15 protein-coding genes and 2 pseudogenes are annotated in these 17,747 nt (G+C 62.4%); 6 read left to right on the top strand and 11 right to left on the bottom strand.

Features of this window, described 5'->3' with window-relative positions:
• Positions 1 to 159: 159 nt before the first annotated feature.
• Entirely contained in the window at positions 160 to 2,244 is a 2,085-nt protein-coding gene (locus BN9444_RS09365) for a bifunctional metallophosphatase/5'-nucleotidase (RefSeq protein WP_066513482.1), read from the top strand.
• 127 nt (positions 2,245 to 2,371) lie between these two features.
• Positions 2,372 to 2,896 (top strand): annotated as a pseudogene (locus tag BN9444_RS09360) (DUF421 domain-containing protein); the annotation flags it as partial.
• Between the two features lie 250 nt (positions 2,897 to 3,146).
• Here BN9444_RS09360 and BN9444_RS09355 read toward each other — a convergent pair.
• The 3 genes from BN9444_RS09355 to BN9444_RS09345 form a co-directional block, all read right to left on the bottom strand.
• Positions 3,147 to 3,392, bottom strand: coding sequence for a hypothetical protein (locus tag BN9444_RS09355; RefSeq protein WP_066513410.1), 246 nt, complete (start codon positions 3,390 to 3,392; stop codon positions 3,147 to 3,149).
• Between the two features lie 149 nt (positions 3,393 to 3,541).
• Entirely contained in the window at positions 3,542 to 3,892 is a 351-nt protein-coding gene (locus BN9444_RS09350) for a hypothetical protein (RefSeq protein WP_066513408.1), read from the bottom strand.
• Positions 3,893 to 4,264: 372 nt separating this feature from the next.
• On the bottom strand, positions 4,265 to 5,116 hold the full coding sequence (locus BN9444_RS09345) for a peptidylprolyl isomerase (RefSeq protein ID WP_066513407.1): 852 nt from the start codon (positions 5,114 to 5,116) through the stop codon (positions 4,265 to 4,267).
• A gap of 662 nt (positions 5,117 to 5,778) precedes the next feature.
• On the opposite strand from BN9444_RS09345, the gene BN9444_RS09340 reads away from it, so the two are divergent.
• Entirely contained in the window at positions 5,779 to 6,423 is a 645-nt protein-coding gene (locus BN9444_RS09340; protein WP_068801815.1) for an MBL fold metallo-hydrolase, read from the top strand.
• 6 nt (positions 6,424 to 6,429) lie between these two features.
• Positions 6,430 to 7,710 carry a histidine--tRNA ligase gene (gene hisS / locus BN9444_RS09335; RefSeq protein WP_068802189.1) on the top strand — a complete coding sequence of 427 codons (1,281 nt, stop codon included), beginning with the start codon at positions 6,430 to 6,432 and terminating at the stop codon, positions 7,708 to 7,710.
• Between the two features lie 40 nt (positions 7,711 to 7,750).
• Here hisS and BN9444_RS09330 read toward each other — a convergent pair whose 3' ends face one another.
• Positions 7,751 to 8,071, bottom strand: a complete 321-nt coding sequence (locus tag BN9444_RS09330) for an SbtR family transcriptional regulator (RefSeq protein ID WP_068801814.1) — start codon at positions 8,069 to 8,071, stop codon at positions 7,751 to 7,753.
• 70 nt (positions 8,072 to 8,141) lie between these two features.
• On the opposite strand from BN9444_RS09330, the gene BN9444_RS09325 reads away from it, so the two are divergent.
• Positions 8,142 to 9,464 carry an ISL3 family transposase gene (locus BN9444_RS09325; protein WP_066509688.1) on the top strand — a complete coding sequence of 441 codons (1,323 nt, stop codon included), beginning with the start codon at positions 8,142 to 8,144 and terminating at the stop codon, positions 9,462 to 9,464.
• Here the strand turns inward: BN9444_RS09325 and BN9444_RS15485 are convergent.
• On the bottom strand, positions 9,461 to 9,799 hold the full coding sequence (locus BN9444_RS15485) for a TetR family transcriptional regulator (RefSeq protein WP_068801813.1): 339 nt from the start codon (positions 9,797 to 9,799) through the stop codon (positions 9,461 to 9,463). The two genes, BN9444_RS09325 and BN9444_RS15485, sit on opposite strands and share 4 nt — an antisense overlap.
• Here BN9444_RS15485 and BN9444_RS09315 point away from each other — a divergent pair.
• Positions 9,798 to 10,175 (top strand): hypothetical protein, encoded by a 378-nt coding sequence (locus BN9444_RS09315; protein WP_068801812.1) that lies wholly within the window; start codon positions 9,798 to 9,800, stop codon positions 10,173 to 10,175. The genes BN9444_RS15485 and BN9444_RS09315 overlap by 2 nt on opposite strands.
• Before the next feature lie 117 nt (positions 10,176 to 10,292).
• On the opposite strand, the gene BN9444_RS09310 is transcribed toward BN9444_RS09315, so the two are convergent.
• From BN9444_RS09310 to ypfJ, 6 genes and pseudogenes are all read right to left on the bottom strand, one after another.
• Positions 10,293 to 11,702: an L-serine ammonia-lyase gene (locus BN9444_RS09310; protein ID WP_066493081.1), complete on the bottom strand. Its 1,410-nt coding sequence runs from the start codon at positions 11,700 to 11,702 to the stop codon at positions 10,293 to 10,295.
• A gap of 187 nt (positions 11,703 to 11,889) precedes the next feature.
• Positions 11,890 to 12,561, bottom strand: a complete 672-nt coding sequence (locus BN9444_RS09305; protein WP_068801811.1) for an FMN reductase — start codon at positions 12,559 to 12,561, stop codon at positions 11,890 to 11,892.
• Positions 12,554 to 13,675 carry an LLM class flavin-dependent oxidoreductase gene (locus tag BN9444_RS09300; protein WP_068801810.1) on the bottom strand — a complete coding sequence of 374 codons (1,122 nt, stop codon included), beginning with the start codon at positions 13,673 to 13,675 and terminating at the stop codon, positions 12,554 to 12,556. Before BN9444_RS09300 ends, BN9444_RS09305 begins: the two co-directional genes overlap by 8 nt.
• Positions 13,676 to 13,766: 91 nt before the next feature.
• Complete coding sequence (locus tag BN9444_RS09295) at positions 13,767 to 14,486, bottom strand: CBS domain-containing protein (RefSeq protein WP_068801809.1); 720 nt, start codon at positions 14,484 to 14,486, stop codon at positions 13,767 to 13,769.
• Between the two features lie 103 nt (positions 14,487 to 14,589).
• Positions 14,590 to 16,356: pseudogene (locus BN9444_RS15580) on the bottom strand (inorganic phosphate transporter); the annotation flags it as partial.
• Positions 16,357 to 16,617: 261 nt separating this feature from the next.
• Positions 16,618 to 17,535 carry a KPN_02809 family neutral zinc metallopeptidase gene (gene ypfJ / locus BN9444_RS09280; RefSeq protein ID WP_066493091.1) on the bottom strand — a complete coding sequence of 306 codons (918 nt, stop codon included), beginning with the start codon at positions 17,533 to 17,535 and terminating at the stop codon, positions 16,618 to 16,620.
• Positions 17,536 to 17,747: the final 212 nt, after the last annotated feature.

The following is a 17,747-nucleotide window of genomic DNA, read 5'->3' as shown; positions in this document are numbered from 1 at the left end:
GAAACGCGGCGCGACATCATGGTGAAGCCTTGATGAATTTCGCGGGCCAGTCGGGTAAAGCTCCTGTTCATTCGTGGGGATTCGCGCTGCGCGCGGTGGGAATTGGCGCTATAAAGAACCGTCGTAGTGATCATCCCTCTTTTCTCTTTTGGAGCTTCCATGACCAACTTCCGTCGCTTTGGCCAGCTGCTCGCGGCCACGACCGTCACCGCTACCGTCCTCACCGGCGCACCCGCCGCCTTCGCCGAGGATTCCGTGACTTTCTCCGTCTCCAACATCACGGACCTGCACGGCCACATCGCCAATGGCCTCAACACCGAAGAAGGCGCACAGGAGGGCGACGAGATGGGCGTCGCTCTGCTGCAGTCGCTCATCAAGAAGGTCAACGAGGGCCAGAACTACGCGCTCACCACCTCCGGTGACAACGTCGGCGGCTCCGCCTACATTTCCGCCATCTCCGGCGATGAGTACACGATGGACGCGCTCAACGCCATGGGCGTGGCGGCATCGGCAGTCGGCAACCACGAGTTCGACAAGGGCACCGAGGACCTCATGGGCCGCATCGACGCGAGCTCGGACTTCCCGATCCTTGGCGCCAACATCACGAAGGACGGCAAGCCGCTTCTCGATGCCTCCGTGGTCAAGGAGATCGACGGCGTCAAGGTCGGCTTCGTCGGCTCCGTCACGAAGAACACCGAGAACAAGGTTGCTCCGTCGCTCATCGAGGGCGTGGAGTTTGGCGACCCGGTCGAGGCCACCAACAAGGAGGCTACCCGCCTCAAGGAGTCCGGCGAGGCTGACGTTGTCATCGCGCTGTTCCACGAGGACGCTCAAGAGTACGCCAAGGGCTTTAACAAGGATGTTGACGTTCTCTTCGGTGGCGACACCCACCTGAAGACCCAAGGCACCGTGGAGCGCGAGGGCGCGCTGCCGCTGCAGTGGGCACAGGGCTGGGAGTATGGCAAGCTGCTCAACGACGTGGACATCACCTTCGACCGCGATGCGGACAAGATCACTGACATCAAGCTCACCCAGTACGATGCCACCGCTGCCGCGGAGCTGACCGAGGACGAGGCCATCGCGCAGATCGTCGCCGAGGCAAAGACCAAGGCCGAGGAGCTGGGCAAGGATGTCGTCGGCACGACCGAGCAGGCCATGTTCCGCGGCTCTGACGAGGGCAAGGGTTCCGGCTCCAACCGCGGCGTCGAGTCCACCCTCAATAACTTCATTGCGCAGGCACAGCGTGACTCCGTGGCCAAGGCCACCGGCAAGACCATCGACTTGGGTGTCATGAACGCCGGCGGCGTGCGCGCAGACCTCGACAAGGGCGAGACCACCTACGAGGAAGTCTTCACCGTCCAGCCCTTCGGCAACTCGGTCGCGTACGGCAAGATTTCGGGCAAGGACCTCATCCAGGCTTTTGAGAACCAGTGGCAGCCGGGCAATTCCCGCCCGCGCCTGTCCCTGGGTGTCTCGGACAACGTCTCGGTTGTCTACGATCAGACGGCGGAGCAAGGCATGCGCGTCCAGTCCGTCACCATCGACGGCAAGCAGGTTGAGGCTGAGAAGGACTACACCATCGCGCTGTCCACGTTCCTCATCGGCGGTGGCGACGGCTTCTTCGCCGAGGGAGCTATCAAGGACGTGACTGACCTGGGCTACATGGATACCCAGGCCATGATCGACTACATCAAGGCGGGCGACGCCAAGGTCCGCGCTGGCCAGTCCGACGTGGGCGTCCACATCGACGGCGAGGTTGTCCCGGGCAAGGAGATCACGGTCAACCTGTCCTCCCTCAACTACTCGACCGAGGGCGAGCCGATGGCGAAGACCGTCACCGTGCAGCTCGGCGACGCAAAGGTTACCGCGGACATCGACAACGCGGCGCTGGAAGGCGACGCCCAGCACGGCGAGCGCGGCCGCGCCTCCGTCAAGCTCACTGTTCCGGAAGGCATCACCGGTGCGCAGGAGCTGAAGATCACCACCGACGCGGGCACCAACGTCGCGCTGCCGTTCGACTTCGGCGGCGACGACAAGGGCGACGGCTCGAGCGACAAGGGTTCGAGCGATAACGGCTCCAGCAACAAGGATTCCAGCGCCGACGGTTCCTCCATCGGCGGCGGCATTGCGGCTCTCGTGGCCGTCATCGCCGCGGTTGCTGGCGCGCTCGCCATGGCGGGCAACGCGCTGCCGGAGCCGGTGCGCTCCATCATCGCGCAGCTGCGCGCTCAGCTGAAGATCTAACATTGAAGTTCTAGCGCTGCCAACCGCACTCAGCGGGGCGTTCCCACCAGAAACGGCAGGGGCGCCCCGCTTTCGTGTTGCTGCGGATAGTAGGGTCGAAGACGTGAAAGTTCTAGGCAATGAGCTCGTGTACCAACTCGGCATCGAACCCCATCGCATCATCGTCGTTGTTGTCGCGACCGTGGGGATCTATTTGGCCTTTATGATTCTGGTTAAACTCTTCGGTTCGCGAGTGCTCACGTCCATGTCCGCGTCTGATGCCGTCATCATCATTATGTTCGGTGCCGTCTCAGGCCGTGTCATCGTGGGTAATCCACCCACGCTCGCCGCGGGCGTTGTCGGCCTGGCAACCCTTATGGCGCTCGAGGCCGCCTTTGGTACCGTGCGTCGCTACGTGGGCTGGTCGCGTTTCATCGACCGCCGTCCTGTCCTCCTCATGTACAAGGGCCGCAAGCACGTGGAGAACATGCAGTTTGCGCACATCAGTAATTCGGACATCATCTCGGCCATACGCAAGGCCGGCTTGGGACGCTTCCAAGATGTGCAGGCTATGGTTCTTGAGCCTACCGGCCAGATATCCATCGTGAAATCGGGCCAACCGCTCGACAACGCCATTCTCGCCGACGCACGCGGCGCCGTGGAGCTTTGTGAACAGATCGAGGCCGAACAACGCGAAGCAGAAGCTGCCGCAGCTGAAGAATCCAGCGGGGGAGAGACGCGGGTTGAAAGCAGGGGCACGGCTCAGCAACCAGCGAATCCGCCGACGCTCGACCTCAACCCGGCGAATCCCCCTAAGGATTCGAACTAGCGCGGATTCGTCGGAGCACATGAGAAACGCCCCGGCGGTGGACTCCAGAATCTAGGAGTCGCCGCCGGGGCGTTGGTGCGTTCGCAGGTAGAGACTACGCAGCGAAAGACATGGCGCTGTCGAGCGCCTTGATGATGGAGGTGAAGATGGAGATCCAGTCGCGGATCTCGCCCGGGCTCACCTCTTCGTCATCGTCGGAAGAGCCAGCGAAGAAGCTGTCGCTCGAGCCAGACTCGGTAGCGGTGACGTCGTCCTCAGCGGCGGCGAAGCCGGTGCCGGCGAAGGTGAGGGCGATGGCGGTCGCACCAGCAACGAGGGTCTTACGGATGGAGTGCTGCATGGAAGTTCCTTTGATTCAGGGTGATGGGGTGGGGATAAGTAGGCTGGTGAGACGGAACGCTTAGACGAAACCGCCCTCGCAACTAGAAAAGGTGGAGGGCGGCTATCTATTCTTCAGTCAAGAAATGCGCGGTGCGCTCTGACTTCTTCTTAGAACGGAAGGTCGAAGTACTTGCCCAGGAATGCAAGCAGGGTGCCCAGGGCGCCGATGACGGCGGTGAAGACGGCGATCCAGTCGCGGATCTCCTTCGGCTCCATGTCGCTGATGGAGGAACCCTCGTCCTTCTTGTCATTTGCGTCTGTGGTGGTCTTAGGCTTCTTGGAGTCGTCTGCATCCTTGGAGCCATCCTTGGAAGGAGTGGGGGTGGCGGTTGCGGTTGCCGTGGGAGTGGCGGTTGCGCTGGGGGTGTTGTCCTGAGCGGAGGCAACGGAAGCGCCACCGAAAGCAACGGCAACGGCGGTAGCGGAGGCAATGAGCGCCTTGCGGGAGAAGAACTTCATGTTGTGAATCCTTAAAAAGAAGTCGCGGTGTTACAGACGCGTCTGATAGTAACGGTGTCGTTATAGCTTTGCAAGCGCTTTTTGATGATCAACCCCAACCTGTTATTTCCCTGTGAGCTTGAAAGTTGGGTGGAATGTGCCTGTTAGGTCTATGAGCTGGGCACTTACCTGAGAGTTTTAAGTTTTGTCGCCAGAAATTAAATGACGCGGGTGTAATTTTGTGTCGACCGTCACAGCTGGCTTGAGGTGAATATTAAGTGGAGGAGAGGCTTTCAGAACGCCGGCGCGTGCGACGGTGGGTGAAGGGGGCATCGGAAAGCTAGGGAAAACGAAGAAAGCCCGCCCCGGTGAGGGCGGGCTGGGATAGCAGTATTAGGCGACCGAGACGGACTCGATCTTGACTTCCTTGGCGGGGGCGCCATCGGTGGCGCCGTCTTGAATGCCGAGGCGGGCGATCTTGTCCACGGTCTCCATGCCTTTGTCAGTCACGGTGCCGAAGTAGGTGTAGGCCGGAGCCAGCGGGGAATCGGCGTAGTTAATGAAGAACTGCGAGCCGTTGGTGTCCAGACCGCTGTTCGCCATGGCGAGCGAGCCCTTGGGGTAGGTCACTGGGGAGGACTGATCCTCGATCTCATCGGTGGGGTACTCGTTAGCGAACTGGAAGCCTGGGCCGCCGGAGCCGGTGCCGGTGGGGTCGCCACACTGGATGACGAAAATGCCAGACGAGGTCATGCGGTGGCAGACCGAGTCATCGTAGTAGCCCTGCTTGGCCAGGGAGGTAATGGCGTTGACGGTGCACGGTGCGAGCGCGCGATCGAGCTCCATGGGGATATCGCCCTGGTTGGTCTTGAACGTGACCTTGGCGGTGCCCTCGGTGGAGATGTCCTTGCCGTCTGGAACCTTGGCGCCGTTGTTGTCGGAACCCTGGGACTCGTTGTAGGTGCACTCCACGGTCTTTTCCAGCGGCGTGGCGCGCTTTCCGGTAAGGGCGACGGCCTCCGGGGTGGCGGTCGTGGTGGCGGCCTGGGAGGACTCGGCGACCGACGCTGCGTCGTCGTTGCTGCGGGTGGCCATGTACGTAATGCCGCCGCCGATGGCGAGAATCGCGAGGAGGGAGGCGAGCACGACGCCGAGCGGGCGGGCCTTTTCTTTGCGGTCGCGGGACTTGAGCTCGCGCTCAAGCTGGTTGAGCGCCTCTGCGCCGCGCTGGGAGTTATCAGCCACTGGAGTTCTACGCTTTCTGTAGGTAACGGGCACGTTTCGGGGCCTCCGTTCGCGCCGCGTGCGGTGGGGCCCGCGGCGTGAGGAAGCTAGCGCCATTATCTTACGCGACGCGGTGTCCACGGTTTCACACGTGGGCACGCTGATCATCCCTTATCGCTGGATTAACAATTACTGTATTGCCCTTTTGGATTGCCGCAATCACTTTTACGAGAGCTCCGCAGCGCCGAATGGCGAGGTGCCGAAGTCTTCTCCCGTTCGAGCTCGTGGGCGCTCGCTTCAAGCCGATGTAAGGACTCGGGCTTCGCTGGCAAGCGCCTGGTGCTGTCCATCTTCCCGTTGATTGATACGGAAGCGTGCAGTTCCTCTGTACGCGAGTTGAATGAGCGCGCGGCCTGCATGGAGGTGTATATCGAATCACCTGCCGTTCGCGCTGGCGCGTTTCTGCTCGGCGGAGAATATTGAAAACGTTGTGACGGACTTCCGCTTCACGTGTGGTGATGATTGCGGCAAGACCATCCCTACTTCGCCGGCGAACGGCCTGCGTGCGAGCGGCGTTGTGGTCATAGACCCCTATTCGGAGCTCAGTCTCTGAGTTTGAGCGCCAGTCCGATGACGACGCAGCCATCGACGCGCTCTATTCACCGCGCGGTAGGCTCGCCTCCATGGATATTTATGGATTCGGAGTCGGCCCCTACAAAGCGAATACCTATATTGTCGCCAACGGTGCGCGCGCCTTTGTTGTCGATCCTGGCCTCCATGCGCGCCAGCGTGTGCTCGATCTCGTGGCGGAGCACTCGTTGACGCTTGAGGCTATTGTGCTCACGCACGGCCACGTGGACCACTCGCGCGAGGCGGGGGACCTCGCGGCGGAGCTCGATATTCCGGTCTATATTCACCCGGACGATGAATTCTTCCTCGACAAGGCCAAGGGCATGTCCGAGCAGTCCCGCCAGCTCTTCGATGCGGAGAATATGCTCCCCATCAAGGACCTGCGCTATCTTTCCGGCTCCACCCTGGAGCTTGCCGATGCCCCCTTTACCCTCCGCCATGCCCCCGGTCACTCGCCCGGGTGCGTGCTCATTATCGGCGAGGATTTTGCGCTCACGGGCGACGTGCTCTTCCGCGGCTCCATCGGCCGCACGGATCTTTATTGTTCGGATCCGGCGGCTATGCAGGCCTCGCTGCGCGGACCTGTGTGGGAGCTTGACGATAAGCTTGCTATTCTGCCTGGCCACGGGCCCACGTCCACCATGCGCGCGGAGAGGGCGACCAATCCGTTCCTCATCCAGATTGGGGAGGTAATGTAAGTGGCCGTGAGTGATAAGAAGCAGTTTAAGGCCCTGTCCGCGCCGAAGGGTGTGCCGGATTATGTTCCGCCGCAGTCGGCTACTTTCTACAAGGTCCGCGAGACCATGGTGCGCGAGGCGCATCTGTCTGGCTTCCAGCACATCGAGCTGCCCATCTTCGAAGACACCGCGCTCTTTGCCCGCGGCGTGGGCGAGTCCACGGACGTCGTGACGAAGGAGATGTACACCTTCGCCGACCGTGGCGACCGATCCGTGACGCTGCGCCCAGAGGGCACCGCCGGTGTCATGCGCGCCGTCATCGAGCACAACCTGGACCGCGGCCAGCTTCCGGTCAAGCTCAACTACTTTGGCCCGTTTTTCCGCTACGAGCGCCCGCAGGCCGGCCGTTACCGTCAGCTCCAGCAGGTGGGCGTCGAGGCCATCGGCGTCGACGATCCGGCGCTCGACGCTGAGGTCGTAGCCCTGGCCGACCGCTCTTTCCGCGCCCTCGGTCTCTCTCAGTTCCGCCTCGAGCTCACGAGCCTGGGTGATAACACGTGCCGTCCGGCCTACCGGGAGAAGCTGCAGGCGTTCCTCTTCAAGCTGCCGCTCGATGAGGAGACCCGCCACCGCGCGGAGATCAACCCGCTGCGCGTGCTCGACGATAAGCGTGCCGAGGTGCAGGAGATGACCGCGGATGCGCCGCTCATGCTTGACTACCTGTCGCCGGAGTGCCAGGAGCACTTCGAGACCGTCACGGGTCTCCTCGACGACATGGGCGTGGAGTACACCATCAATCCGCGCATGGTTCGCGGCCTCGACTACTACACGAAGACGTGCTTTGAGTTCGTCCACCCGCTCCTTGGCGCGCAGTCGGGCATCGGCGGCGGCGGCCGCTACGACGGACTCATGTCGCAACTGGGCGGCCAGGAGCTTTCCGGCATCGGCTACGGCCTGGGCGTCGACCGCGCGCTGCTCGCGCTCGAGGCCGAGGGCATTGAGCTCGAGGGCACTTCCTCCCGCGTCGACGTCTTCGGCGTGGCGCTGGGTGCCGAGGCGAAGAAGAAGATGGCGCTCATCGTCAACGACCTGCGCAAGGCTGGCATTTCCGCCGATATGTCCTTCGGCGACCGCGGCCTCAAGGGCGCGATGAAGGGCGCGGACCGCGCCGGTGCCCGCTTCGCCCTCGTTCTCGGCGCCCAGGAGCTTGCCAACGGCACGGTGGCGCTCAAGGACCTCGCGGCCCACGAGCAGCACGACGTGCAGCTCGCGGACGTTGCCTCCGAGATTTCTTCGCGTCTGGCCTAGCAACTCGTCCTCCCCGCGCCCGCGTGGCGCGGGGATTTTCCTATTCTTGGTGTCCTGCGCGCACGCCGGCGAGGTAGAGGTCAACCATCTGCGCCTCGATGTCGGGCTGATACTCGGCGAGATCCACCGTGCGGGGGCGGGTGAGGGCAAGCAGTCCCGTCACGAATTCGAGGTGGGTCACGCCCGGACCGATGGCGCCGGCCGCCTGACCGCGTGCGATAAAACGGTCGCCGCCGGCGATGAGCTTCTCCAGCTCGGGAAGCAGCGTCGGGTCAAGCGCAGAGAGTTGCGCGGGGACGAATACCGGCTCTTCCGGTTTTAGAGTGCATTGATTAGTTCGCCGGGGGTTCGGGCGTGGCACAAGATATTGGGGTCCTTGGCTTTGTAGGAATAAGGGTGTCTAATCCATCCGTACAAACCAAGGACCTACTGTGCAGCCTAACGGAAATGTCATCGTCGATACCATCTGCCGCACCGCAGAACTAGGAGTTACTATCACCGGGGCCGCAGAACACGGCGATGTCACCGTCATCGAAGCCGAGCCCGTCGAGCCCATCAATGAATGCCCCACGTGCGGTCAGCCTGGAGTATTCCGCGACCACGTCATCCGCAGCCTGGTCGATCTGCCCATCGTCGGCCACCCAACACGCCTTCATGTGCGCCTTCCACGCTACCGGTGCACCAACAAGCGCTGCTTGCAGAAGATCTTCCGCGCGGGCCTTACCTGCGCGCCCGACAATTCAAAGACCACGGACAGGGTGACCCGCTGGATACTGCAACGACTCTGCCTAGATCGGATGAGCGTTGCCGCTGCAGCCAAGTCATTAGGCCTGGGGTGGGATACCACCAACGCCTTGGCCTTAGCCGCTGTCCAGGACTTGATCTACAACGACGAGCACTACCTCGACGGGGTCAAGGTCATCGGTGTTGATGAGCATCGCTGGTCGCACAACCGACGCACATGGCGCGACGGATACGTCACCGTCATCGTTGATATGACCGACCACCACGACAAGGATGGAAACGTCATCCGCCCCGCTCGGCTTCTTGACGTTGTCCCAGGCAGAAGCGCTGACGCGTTACGAACATGGCTGAATAATCACAGCGAGCAGTTCCGCGATCAGGTCAAGATCATCAGCATGGACGGCTTCCAAGGCTATGCCACCGCCGCTGGCGAAGTCATTCCCAACGCCACCCAAGTCATGGACCCGTTCCACGTTGTACGCCTGGCCGGTGACAAGCTCACCAAGTGCCGCGCCAGGCTCCAGTTAGAAACAACAGGCCGACGTGGCCGCAGCAAAGACCCGCTCTACCGCAACCGGAAAACTCTGTTGACCACCGAGGGCTTGCTCACCGACAAGCAGCGCGGGAGGCTTGAGGAACTGTTTGACTTCGACGACGACTACGCGCCGCTACAAGAGACCTGGACCTACTACCAACAAGTCATAAGCTGCTACAACAATCCCAACAAGCAAGCAGCCAAGAAAGCCATGAGCACGCTCATTGACACGCTTGTTGACATCAAAGACGCCGGGATCGCTGAGATCGCGCAGCTAGGCAGGACCATGAACAAACGCCGCAAGGACATCCTCGCCTACTTCGACCACGGAGTATCCAACGGACCTGTCGAAGCGATTAACGGTCGGTTGGAATTCCTACGCGGCATCGCCCTGGGATTCCGCAACCTCGACCACTACATATTGCGGTGCCTGATTCACGCCGCCAACATCCGACACAAAATCAATGCACTCTAAAACCGGAAGAGCCCGAATACCGGGACGAGTGTGGCCGCGCCGATATCGAGCAAGGCCTGGGCGTAGTCATGCACGAGTGCCTGTGCTGCCGCGGCGTCCGCGTCCTCGAGCCGGTGGTTGATGTCTTGCTGACGCTCGAGAAACGCGAGGCCCATGCGCTCGGTACACGCGATGGCGAGGGCGTCCTTGTCGGCGAAGTTGCGGTAGAGCGTGGCAATGCCCACGCCGGCACGCTCGGCGACGCGGTCAAGGGTGACCTCTGGACCCTGGGTGCGGAAGAGCTCGATGGCGGCGTCGATGAGGGCATCGCGGCGGCGGAGGGCATCGGCACGCATGTGGAGACACTACTTTCTAGATATAGACGAGACGGGTTTAGTGTACGACGCGGCGCGGTCCAGGGGCGCTACCGGTTGGTCACTGCGTTGGTGCGCGGGAGGCGGCATCGGGCAGCAGGCCGAGCAGAAGGTCAACGAGGTTGCGGTGCTCAGTGCCGTCGAGGCCCAGATCCGTCTTGGGGATGTTATCGGGGACCGCACGCAGCGCGCCGAACTCGCGCTCGAGTGTGCTCTCCGCGGCAAGAAGGTCCGTGACCTGGTAGTAATGACGTTGCCCATCGCGTTCGGCGACGACGTTGATTTCTTGGGCTGGTGGTCACCGTATGCCGGGCTCTGGCCAACGGTGACGGACAATCCGCGTCAGCGCAGCTCTTGAAAGACGATGTTTTCTAAGACCAGCTCGATGTCTGCCGCTTTGAGCTGGGGTGTCGTTTATAATCGACAGCCCAGCTCCGGGGTGTGCGCGAAGAGAAACTGGTGAGAACGGGACTGCTTAGCACTCGACCTGAGAGACGGCGAAGCCGAGCGTTTTCGCCAGGCCGCCGATGGAGGTCTCCTTGTACTTGTCCATCATGTCGCGGCCCGTCTCCGCCATCGTCTCCACGACGTCATCGAGGGAGACGCGGTGTTCGCCGTCGCTCATCTTCGCCAGGCGCGCGGCATTGATGGCCTTGACAGCACCGATGGCGTTACGCTCGATGCACGGAATCTGCACGAGGCCGCCCACCGGGTCGCACGTGAGCCCCAGGTTATGCTCGAGGGCGATCTCGGCGGCGTTTTCGACCTGGCGCGGCGTGCAGCCGAGGAGCTCGGCCATGCCGGCTGCGGCCATCGAGGAGGCCGAGCCGACCTCGCCCTGACAGCCGACCTCAGCGCCGGAAATCGACGCGTTCTGCTTGATGATCATACCCACGGCACCCGCGGTGAGCAGGTAGCGGCGAGCAGACTCGCGCGTGAAGCCTGCCTGGAAATCGCGCGCGTAGTGGAGGACGGCCGGGATAATGCCGCACGCGCCGTTCGTGGGCGCCGTGACGACGCGGCCCCCCGCGGCATTTTGCTCGTTGACGGCGAGTGCGTAGAGGTTGACCCATTCCATGGCGGAGAAGCCGCAGGATTCGTCATCCTGGCGGTTGAGGAGCTGCGTGTAGAGCTTCGGCGCGCGGCGCGTGACGTCGAGGCCGCCGGGCAAGATGCCCTTCGTCGCGATGCCCTGGGTGACGCATTCGCGCATGGTATCCCACACGAGGTCGAGATGGTCGAGTACGGCTTGGGCGCCACCCTCGTCGGCATGGAGCTTTTCCTCGTTAGCGAGGACGACCTTCCACACCGGCAAGCCGGTGCGCTCGCAGTGGGCGAGGAGCTCGGCACCGGTGGTAAACGGATAAGGCACCACGTCATCGACGGAGGCGGCGGCCATGCCCGCGGGGACCTCGTCCGAGGCGCGCAGCTGGGCGTCGAGCTCGGCGCGCGAGAGGATAAAACCACCGCCCACCGAGAAGTACTCGGAGTTCGACGCTACGAGGTTGCCGTCCGCGTCCCAGGCACTGAAGATGAGGCAGTTGGGGTGTTCTGGCACCGGCGTCGGGTCGAAGCCGATAGAGAAGTCGAGCGAGCCCAGCGGGCCCTTGACGCGGCCGGCGGAGGGGATAATCGAGCCGGGTGCGGGCTTGGCGTCGAGCGGCACGGTAAGCGGCTCCCAGCCGGCAAGTCCCAGGATGACCGCGCGGTCGGTCGCGTGGCCCTTACCCGTGGCGGCGAGCGAGCCACGCAGCTGTGTGTGGACCTTCGCCGGGAACTCGGGCAGAGACTCCACGAAAACCTTGGCCGCGCGCATGGGACCGACGGTGTGCGAGGAGGAGGGGCCGATGCCGATCGAAAAGATATCGGTGACGCTAATAGTCATGGAAAGATGAGTCCTTCGGAAAATTCGGGGTTGCCAAAGGGATGACGACCCATCCTAACGCGTGGCCGCGATCGCGCCGCGCTGGCCCACGAGAGTGGGGTTAAATGGGGGTATTCGCAAGGTTCGCCCAGCTCATGCATAGTTTACGGCCGCCTGCAATAATGCAGAAGGCCGCGGCGGCGACGGACTAGTCGCCGGTATGACCGCCCAAGAGCTGTTCGAAGGGCACGAAGTCTTCCTCGAGGTCGAGGCCGGTCTTCCGGCGCGGGGAGGAGTCATCATTGCTGCCGATGCCGCTGAGTCCCCCGACGCGGTCCGAGGGCCCCACCATGAGGTCGGCCAGCTGGGCCGCGGCGCGTTCGATGCGGCGTGCAGTCTGAGCGCCTTCCTCGGAGCCGAAGGAGTCCGTGGACTGGTAGATGCCCGTGGGGACGACGACGGCGTGGAGGTAGTTAAACAGCGGTCGCATGGCGTAGTCGAGCATGAGCGCATGCCGCGTCGAGCCGCCCGTGGCGCCAATGAGCGTGGGCAATCCGTCGAGCGCGTGCGTGTCGAGCGTATCGAAGAACATCTTGAACAGTCCCGAGAAGCTGCCCTGGAACGCCGGGGTCACGGCGATGAGCCCGTCCGCTGTGGAGATCGCGCGCTTGGCTTCGTCGAGGTGCGGGGTCACCGCGCCCCAGTTCGTCATGGCCTCGGCGAGCTCACCGGCGAGCTCGCGCAGCTCGAAGACGGTGGTCTTAACGCCCTCGCCGCGGGCGCCGATTGTGGACTCGGTGGCTGCGGAGAGGGCATCGGCAAGCTTGCGGGTGGAGGAGGGAGTAGACAGGCCGGCGGTGATGACGACGAGGTTACGCATGGTTTTCCTCCTTGGCGGGTGCGACCTGGAAGTGCGGGGCGTCGCGGTGGTCCTGGAGCCAGCCGTGGGTGGGCGGATCGGACGGGACGTGGTCCGGGCGGCGGGCCTCCATGCGGCGGCGCAGCTCGGGCACGACCTCAGTGCCGAGGATTTCCACTTGCTTGAGCGCGAGCTCCTGAGGGAGCCCTGCGTGGTCGACAAGGAAGAGCTGACGCTGGTAGTCGCCCACCCAGTCCGCGAACTGCATGGTGCGATCGATAACCTGCTCCACGGTGCCGACGGTCAGTGGCGTCTGTGCGGTGTAGTCCTCGAGCGAGGGACCGTGGCCGTAGACCGGCGCGTTGTCGAAGTAAGGACGGAAGGTGTCCTTGGCTTCCTGCTCCGTGTCTGCGATGAAGACCTGGCCTCCCAGGCCGACGATGGCCTGATCTGCGCGGTCGTGGCCGTACTTCTCGTAGCGGCGGCGGTACATCGCGACCATCTTCGCGGTGTGTTCCTTGTTCCAGAAGATGTTGTTGTGGAAGAAACCGTCGCCGTAATACGCGGCCTGCTCTGCAATCTGTGGGGAGCGGATGGACCCATGCCAGACAAACGGCGGCACGCCGTCGAGCGGGGCCGGGGTGGAGACGTACGACTGCAGCGGCCTGCGGAACTTGCCCTGCCAGTTGACGACGGGTTCGCGCCACAGGCGACGAAGGAGGTGATAATTCTCAACGGCGAGCGGGATGCCCTGGCGGATATCTTTGCCGAACCACGGGTAGACCGGGCCGGTATTGCCCCGGCCCATCATGAGATCCACGCGGCCGCCAGCGAGGTGCTGAAGGAAGACGTAATCCTCGGCGATCTTCACGGGATCGTTGGTCGTAATCAGCGTCGTAGACGTCGAGAGCTGAATATTCTTCGTCTGCGCCGCGATGAAAGCTAGGTGCGTCGTGGGGGAGGATGGCACGAATGGCGGGTTGTGGTGCTCGCCGGTAGCGAAGACGTCAAGTCCGACTTCCTCGGCCTTGAGCGCGAGCTCCGTCATGTTCTTAATGCGCTGCGCCTCGGTGGGTGAGGTGCCGTTGGTGGGGTCTTTCGTGACGTCACCGATGGTGAAAATACCAAACTGCATGGCCGTGGCCTTTCCCTATAATTAATTCATTCGCTATTTACGTTTAATCCTTGAATAATTCTATATGACGTAACAACAACCGGAAATTCATCTATTCCCACTCGACGGCGTCGATGAGTTCAGACAGGTCAGAGGGGGTGATGATGCGAATGGGGCTTTGGTTCTTCTTACCGTGCTCCGTCATGACGGCTGCACATGCGTGCGTGCCGTCCTTCGCGGGATCCGTCAATGCGTCTATGGCCTCCTGCGCGGTGGCCTGGCGGTCAAGGAACACGGCGCGGTCTGCAGGCTCGCCGAAAGCGAGGACTTCTCGCACGGTCACGGCGTCGAGCTGGCTATTTTCCTCAAGGTCCGCGGCGACCCACCGCGTGATGACGTTGGTGGTGAGCAGCTGGAGGAACGAACCATTCTCATAGATGGGGATTTGCGAAAAGTCGTGTTGGGCGATGAGGCTTAGCGCCTGTGAGATGGATGCATTGGGTTCCAGCACGACAACGTCCTGTCCCCCCAGGATTCTCAAGGCCGTGGGCGGATTAGTAAGCAGGTCGCGCAATCCTTCGATGCTTTCGACGACGCGCGGGTGCGGCTCTGCGATGGGGTCGCCGTCGTAGTAGCGGCCATGCGCGATAGCGTTGCGCAGGTTGGAATAATCCTTGAGCGTTTCCGCCTGCTTGCCTGAGAGGATGTGCCGCTCTACGGCGCGGTCCGCCATCCACCAGAAGGAGTCTGAATTCTTGGCGTTGAGCCGGGAGCGCAGATGTTGTTCGATGTCGTTGAATGCGGCGAAGAAGGCTGCGGAGGTGTGCGTCATGGTGCCCGAGTCTACCTGCGTGACCACACGCTGACAGCGCGCGAAAACGACGGAACCGCCAGCCCGGGTGACCGGGCGGCGGCTTAGGCGACTGAGGTGATTATTAGAAGACGACGCGAAGGATGGACACCGTCACAGCGGCGATACCTGCGGCGGCCGGTAGCGTGATGACCCATGCCAAGGCGATGGGCTTCATCAGGTTCCAGTTGGCTGCCTTGTTGACGATACCGATACCGAGGACGGCGCCGATGAGGATATGGGTCGAGGAGACCGGCAGGCCCAACAGGGACGCGGCCATGACGACTGCAGCGGCGGAAAGCTCAGCGGCGAAGCCGGAGGAAGGGTGCATTTGGGTCAAGCCGGAACCCACGGTCTGGATAACGAAGCGACCGATAAACCACAGTCCGGCGATCAACGCAATGCCCATCGCGATCATCACGGCCGGAGGGACGGCTGCCTCATCCGAAATCTGGCCGGTCTTGAGCACGTCGATGACGGCGACGAAGGGGCCAATCGCGTTGGCGATGTCGTTGGAGCCGTGAGAGAAGGCGAAGGCGGAAGCGGTAAAGACCTGCATCCAGCTAAAGAGCAGGAAAGTCGAGCGCTGCAGCGAGTGGCGCTTGAGGGTGCGCGCGAAGATGGCCACGGCCATCCACACCACGGCGCCCACCATGCCCATGATGAGGAAGTTTTGGAGCGAGGATAGGTCAAGGCCCACATGCTTGAGGCCCTTGAAGAGCATCATCGCGGAAATGATGACAGCGCCCGCGGCGGCGAGAATGGGCACCCAGTTTTCCAAGGCGCGGTGCGCGTTGACGCTCGACTGCTCCATGTTGATGGCGTAGAGCTCACGGTAGTAATCAGACTCGAGCTGGTCAGCGTCGAAGTTCTCTTCAGCCACGAGGGCGGCGTCGCGGGCCATGGCGTTGGTGTAGGAAATCTTCTGCAGCTCGTCCATGCGGTCGAAGCTGGACTTGTGCTTTTCGCGCATTTCATAACGGCGGGGCTTTATTTTCCCCCGCCTTNGTGCGCGTTGACGCTCGACTGCTCCATGTTGATGGCGTAGAGCTCACGGTAGTAATCAGACTCGAGCTGGTCAGCGTCGAAGTTCTCTTCAGCCACGAGGGCGGCGTCGCGGGCCATGGCGTTGGTGTAGGAAATCTTCTGCAGCTCGTCCATGCGGTCGAAGCTGGACTTGTGCTTTTCGCGCATTTCATAACGGCGGGTCTTAATTTCCCGCAGCTTTGCGTCAGCTTCGTCGTTGTAGTAGAGGATGGAGCGTTTAATCCAGCCAAAAAGCAGCCAGGCCGCCACACCGCCGAGTACGGGGGAGAGGACCCAGGAGATAGCAATGGTGCCGATGCCGCCCCACTGGACCATCTCCCAGCCGCCCTTGTGGGTGGTGAAGCCGACGGTGAGAGCCGCGCCGACGATGCCGCCGATGATCGAGTGTGTCGTCGAAACCGGCCAGCCCATGCGCGTGGCGACTAAGAGCCAGGCTGCTGCACCGAGGAGTGCGGCCATCATAATGTAGACAAACTCCATGGGATCGAGACCATTGATGGCGTCGAGGTCCACGATGCCGGAACGCACCGTGTCTGTAACTTCGCCGCCTGCCAGGATGGCGCCCGAGACCTCAAAGATGGCGGCGACGGCGAGCGCCTGCTTCATAGTCAGCGTGCCAGCACCCACGGAGGTGCCGAAGGAGTTAGCGACATCGTTACCGCCGATGTTAAACGCCATGAACATCGCGAAGATGACGGCGGTGATAAAGACGAGCTTGTTGGAGCCTTCGGCCACGTAACCGTTCGTCCACAGCAGAAACCAGACGAGCGTGACGGCCGTGAGCAAGCCGAACGAGAGATGCCATATCCAGTCATTGGATTTTGTGCTGCCCGGCGCACTGTTGGGTGCGGGGGCGGCAGCGTGTATCGCTTGGGACAACGGCTTTCCTTTCCTTCTAAGTCGAGAGCCCGCGAACGGGACCCGTCAAACCTAAAAGATCAAGGTTGCCAGGAGGTTAACGGACAGTGGCGTGGAGTTGGCTACTGTATACATAACGGCCCGTGACCACGTGAGATTACCCACTGTTGTCGCGGGCCTATGATGCGTGACTCTCACAGTGTGACGTTTAAGAGTTGTAGGCGCCGCGCTCCAAGTAGTCGCATGCGGACATCGTGCCCTCACGGTAACCCGTGAGGAAGGCGTTGCCACGCTGTTCCGAAGAACCGTGCGTCCACTGGTCGGGGCGGACCTGGCCACCGGAGCGACGCTGAATATTGTCGTCGCCCACGGCGCGGGCGGTATCGATGGCGGACTGCGCCTGCTCGTCCGTGATTTTTTCGATGTACGGCTCCTCGCCGTTGGCGCCTGGCTCAGAGGCATGGTGCGCCCAGATGCCGGCGTAGCAGTCGGCCTGCAGCTCGATCTTCACCGCGTTGGAGTCTTCGCCCGGCTGGTTGTAGTTCGACAGGCCGAGCGTGCCTTCAATCTGCTGGATGTGGTGACCGAACTCGTGCGCGACGATGTACTCCTGCGCAAGCGGAGCGTTCTCGGCGCCGAATTGGGTGAGCTGGTCAAAGAAGGACGTGTCGAAGTACGCCGACTGATCGCCCGGGCAGTAGAAGGGGCCGGTCTGTGCGCTGGCATAGCCGCAGCCGGAATTGGTGGCGTCTTGGAAGATGACAAGTCCCGGCTCCGTGTAGTCGAGCCCCGCTTGCTCCGGCAGGATGGCCGTCCACACTTGGTCGACGGAACGAGCCGTCGCCTCGACGCGGCAGTCGTCGTACGTGTTGGCAGCTTCTGCAGAGTCGCAGTGCGCGAGCGGATCGGTTCCGTCTGTGGATTCGCCGGACTCGATCTGGCCCTGAGAATCGTTCGCGCCAAGCATCCCGCCTAGATCACCGGGGTTGCCGCCCATGAGCAGGAACAGGCCGATGAGGAGCAGGGTGCCAATGCCGCCGCCGGCCGCAATGGTTCCGCCGCGGCGACCGCCTGAACCCGATCGTGCGCGCCTGCCTTCGTAATTTGCTCCTGAGCGAAATGTCATAAAATCAATCCAACCACAGTTTCGGACTGCGCGTCCCGCAGGTTGGGGTAAAAGATAAGTGACGAGTGTGTATCCGGCGTCTGCAGGCCACTCACCCGGACGGGTGGGGGTGACCTCATCACTGCCCGGTGGGGCGAGGGCGGGTAAACTTGAGGGCCGCCCTTTATGACACAGTGCGCCGCGCCGCGGAGCACGCCGCCAGGCGGGGTGCC

Source organism: Corynebacterium phoceense, assembly GCF_900092335.1.
Taxonomy (GTDB): Bacteria; Actinomycetota; Actinomycetes; order Mycobacteriales; family Mycobacteriaceae; genus Corynebacterium; species Corynebacterium phoceense.
This window is presented reverse-complemented; position numbering and strand designations above follow the sequence as displayed.